This is a genomic window from Streptomyces calidiresistens (assembly GCF_014141525.1).
GTDB lineage: Bacteria > Actinomycetota > Actinomycetes > Streptomycetales > Streptomycetaceae > Streptomyces > Streptomyces calidiresistens.
This window is the reverse complement of sequence record NZ_VKHS01000490.1, coordinates 1-4,219: the sequence shown is the minus strand read 5'-3', so window position 1 is coordinate 4,219 and position 4,219 is coordinate 1. Positions and strand designations below refer to the sequence as shown.

The following is a 4,219-nucleotide window of genomic DNA, read 5'->3' as shown; positions in this document are numbered from 1 at the left end:
CTCGTGGGCTAGGAGATGTGTATAAGATATAGGTGCTGGGCTGCGCGCTGGTCGCCGCCGGCCTGGTCGGCCTCGGGTACGTCGCGCTGGCGACCGTCACCACCGTGCTGCTCTTCGGCTGGTTGCTGCTGTTCGGCGGCTGCGTCGGTCTGCTGCACGCGGTGGCGGCGCGGGGCACGCGGTTCGTGTGGCCCGGTCTGGTGGTGGGCGCGTTGAACGCGGCGGCGGGGATCATCCTCATCCGTTTCCCCGACGTCGGGGCCGAGGGGTTGACGGCCTTCGCGGCGCTGCTGTTCCTGTCGGCCGGTGTGTACCGTCTGGTCGGCGCTTTCGTGGTGCGCGGTCCGCAGACGGTGTGGACGCTGGTGCAGGGGGCCTTCGGGGTGCTGCTGGGGGTGCTGGTGCTGGTGGACTGGCCCGACGGTTCCCGGTACGTGCTGGGGGTCTTCTTCTCCCTCTCCCTGCTCTTCGACGGACTGAGTCTGATCGCGGCGGGTGTCGGTGGTCGTCGACTGATCGGATTGGTCACACCCGGGCCGAATCGGGCGGTCAAGTCCGGTCGGGATACGTCAAAAGACGCAGATATGCGCTGAGTTCCCAACACTGCGTCATGGGGCTCTGGCATGTGCCAACACTCGTAGAGGTGACCCCGAAGAGGAGTCGACCGGAATCCCCGGTCGGCGGGCCGTCACGAGAGGGATGGGTACCGGGCATGATGGACAGCCGAGCGAGTGCTTCGACCCACCACACCGCTCCCGCGCCCGGCGCGGAGGAGGGGGCATGGCGCTTCACCGTCGCCCCCGTGGACGCCTCCGTGCCGCAGATCCGTCGCGCGGTGCGCGAGCTCCTCCGGGAGCGGGGCGCGCCGATCTCCGAGAACCTGCTCCACGGACTGCTCCTGATCCTCTCGGAGCTGGTCACCAACGGTGTCCGGCACGCCGCCCTGCTCACCCCCGAGATCGGGGTGGAGATCGCCTTCGGCGGCGGCTGGGTCCGGGTCTCGGTGGAGGACCGGCACCCCTACCGCCCCACCGCCCTGTACGCCGAGCCCGATCGCGAGCGCACCGGCGGCCGGGGCCTGCTCCTGGTGCGGGAGATCTCCGGCGAGGCCGGCGGCACCTGCGGCGTGGATCCCACCCCGATCGGCGGAAAGGTGATCTGGGCCGCGATGCCGATGGACCTGGTACCCGTGCGCTGAGCCGGTGGAACCGGGGTGCGGTCCCACCGGCCCGACATCGCCCGGGGGAGGGGACTCACCAGCCGCCGGTGCCCCCCGCCACCTCCCGGATGCCCGGCAGGGCGGCGTCCAGGACGGTGCCGAACCAGGCCGAGAACGGCCCCTCGGCACGACGTTCGGCCAGACCCTCCGGCGTCACGAAATCGAACTCGCAGATCTCGGCCGGGTCGGGACGCGGCACGTCCTCCACCCGTCCGGCGAAGAGGTGGTTCCACTCCTGTTCCACCAGCCCGGAGTCCGGGTCGGGGTGGTTGTAGCGCACGGTTCCCACCGCCCGCAGCGAGGCGGGCGCGACACCCAACTCCTCCACCGTGCGGCGGGTGGCGGCCAGGAACGGCGGCTCGCCCGGGTACGGGTGACCGCAGCAGGTGTTGGACCACACACCGGGGGAGTGGTACTTCTCCTTCGCCCGCCGCTGCAACAGCAGGCGTCCCTCCGCGTCGAGCAGGAAGACCGAGAAGGCGCGGTGCAGCAGTCCGGGCGCGCGATGGGCGGCCAGCTTCTCCTCGACGCCGACGGTCCGTCCCCGCTCGTCGACCAGTTCCAGCATGATCGGCTCGGCGGGAGGGGTGGTGCTGCGGGACATGGGAGCCTTTCCGCTCGCGGTGCGGGTCGCGGCCGGGCCGCGGGACGGATCGGGCCGGTGCCCCCGGGGGCGTCCGACCACCCGACCCAGTGTGCCCCACGGCCCCTCCGGGGGGAGGCACCCACCCCCGGGCGCCGTGCGCACGCTCCCGCGCGCCCCGCCCGGGACGGCGGGGGACGGGCCCGCCCGGGGGCGCCGACCGTCAGTGGCAGAGCCCGGCCTCGTGCCGCGCGTGCCCCGCCGGCTCCAGTTGGAAGGTGCAGTGCTCCACCGCGAAGTGCCCGCCCAGGCACTCCCGCAACTCGTGCAGGATCCGTTCGTGTCCCGCCGCGTCCAGCACCTCCGGCGCCACCACCACGTGCGCCGAGACCACCGGCATCCCGGAGGTGATGGTCCACAGGTGCACGTCGTGGACCTCCCGCACTCCCTCCACGCCCAGCATGTGCTCGCGGACCTCCCCCGGATCCACCCCGCGCGGCGCGGCCTCCAGCAGTATCTCCAGGGCCTCCCCGGCCAGTCGCAGGGTGCGCGGCACGATCAATCCGGCGATCACCAGGGAGGCGATCGGGTCGGCGTACTGCCACCCCGTCAGCAGGATCACCACGGCCGCCGCGACCACCGCCAGCGAACCCAGCGCGTCGGCCAGCACCTCCAGGAAGGCACCGCGCACGTTCAGGCTCTCCCGCTGCCCGCGCATCAGCAGCGCCAGCGAGACGCCGTTGAGCGCCAGACCCAGCAAACCGAAGGCGATGGTGAGTCCGCCCGGCACCTCCGCCGGGTTCCGGAACCGGTCGATCGCCTCGATCAGGATGTACCCGCCGACCCCCAGCAACAGCACGCAGTTCAACAGCGCCGCCAGGATCTCCGCCCGGGCCAGACCGAAGGTGCGCCGCGCCGCCGTCGGACGGTTGGCCAGGTGGATGGCGAAGAGCGCGGCGCCCAGGCCGATCACATCGGTCGCCACGTGACCCGCGTCGGCCAGCAGTGCCAGCGACCCGGTCAGGGCCGCGCCGATCGCCTCGGCCACCAGCAGCAGACAGGCGATGCCGAGCGCGATCCACAGCCGGCCCCGGTGCGCCGCGCCGGCCGTGCCCCCGCCTCCCGTGCCGGTGTGGCCGTGGTGGTGTCCGGCTCCCATGCGTCCAGCCTCCGTGCGCGTCGTCGTTCCGGGGTCCGTTCACGCCGGGAGTCCCCGCCGGGCCCCTCCGCACAACGCGACGGCACCCCGGCGCATGCCCGACCGGGACGCCCGGCGAACCGCCGGGGCCGGGCCCAGTGAACTACGCCCCGGGGGTATCGGGCAACGCGACGTCGAAAACCGTTGTCATCCCCTCTGACCTGCGCTTTCGTTCCCCGTCGTGACCTGCGCGGACACCGTGGCGAGTCGTCCCTCCCGGGCCGAGGCGATCATCTCCCGCATGTCGTGCGCGGCGGTGAACCCCAGCACCTCGCGGGCCCGGTCCACCGCCGCCACCACCCGCGCCGGGTCGCCCGCCCGCGGGGGACCGACCACCGGCTCGATGTCCGACCGACCCATCGCCCCGGCCGCCAGCACCGCCAGTTCCCGCACCGACACCCCCGTGCCGGTCCCGATGTTCACCGTCAGGTCCGAACCCGCCGGGGCCGTGGTGAGGTACCGGGCCGCCGCCAGGTGGGCCGCCGCCACGTCCGCCACGTGCACGTAGTCCCGCACGCAGGTCCCGTCGGGCGTCGGATAGCCGTCCCCGTTGATCACCGGGGCCTCGCCCCGGGCCAACCGCTCGAGGAAGATCGGCACGACGTTGGAACGCCCCCGGTCGGCCAGCTCCGGCAGGGCCGTCCCCGCCACGTTGAAGTACCGCAGACAGGACGTGGCGAGGCCGTGCGCCGCGCCCGTGGCCCGCACCAGCCACTCGCCGGCCAGCTTCGTCTCCCCGTACGGGTTCACCGGTCGGCACGGGGTCGCCTCGGTCACCGGCGCGTCGTCCGGTGGCGTGCCGTAGACGGCGGCCGAGGAGGAGAGGAGGAAACGCCCCACCCCCGCCGCCACCACCGCCTCCAGCAGCACGGTGAGGCCGTGCACGTTCTCCCGGTAGTAGAGCAGGGGGTCGGCCACCGACTCGGCGACCTCCTTGCGGGCGGCCAGGTGCACCACACCGTCCACGGAGTGCTCCGCCAGCGTCCGGTCCAGCAGCGCCCGGTCCGCCACGGTGCCCCGCACCAGCGGCACCCCCTCCGGGAGGCGTTCGGCCACCCCCGAGGAGAGGTCGTCCAGCGCCACCACGGACTCCCCGGCCGCCGTCATGGCCCGGGCCACGTGCGCCCCGATGTAGCCGGCGCCGCCAATGATCAGCCACGTCATGCCGGCAGCCTACTGCCGGCCCCCGCCCGGCCCCTGTCTCTTATACGCATCTCAC

Annotated in this window: 5 protein-coding genes; 2 read left to right on the top strand and 3 right to left on the bottom strand. The window is 73.2% G+C overall.

What is annotated here, in order from left to right:
* Positions 1-32: 32 nt before the first annotated feature.
* Complete coding sequence (locus FOE67_RS18255; protein WP_323385012.1) at positions 33-593, top strand: HdeD family acid-resistance protein; 561 nt, start codon at positions 33-35, stop codon at positions 591-593.
* Positions 594-712: 119 nt separating this feature from the next.
* Positions 713-1,198 carry an ATP-binding protein gene (locus FOE67_RS18250; RefSeq protein ID WP_182665624.1) on the top strand — a complete coding sequence of 162 codons (486 nt, stop codon included), beginning with the start codon at positions 713-715 and terminating at the stop codon, positions 1,196-1,198.
* 55 nt (positions 1,199-1,253) lie between these two features.
* On the opposite strand, the gene idi is transcribed toward FOE67_RS18250, so the two are convergent.
* The 3 genes from idi to galE form a co-directional block, all read right to left on the bottom strand.
* Entirely contained in the window at positions 1,254-1,823 is a 570-nt protein-coding gene (gene idi, locus FOE67_RS18245) for an isopentenyl-diphosphate Delta-isomerase (RefSeq protein ID WP_228474016.1), read from the bottom strand.
* Positions 1,824-2,025: 202 nt separating this feature from the next.
* A complete protein-coding gene (locus FOE67_RS18240; protein WP_182665622.1) occupies positions 2,026-2,961 on the bottom strand; it encodes a cation diffusion facilitator family transporter in 936 nt (311 codons plus the stop codon).
* Positions 2,962-3,147: 186 nt separating this feature from the next.
* A complete protein-coding gene (galE, locus tag FOE67_RS18235; protein WP_182665619.1) occupies positions 3,148-4,164 on the bottom strand; it encodes a UDP-glucose 4-epimerase GalE in 1,017 nt (338 codons plus the stop codon).
* Between the last annotated feature and the right edge of the window lie 55 nt (positions 4,165-4,219).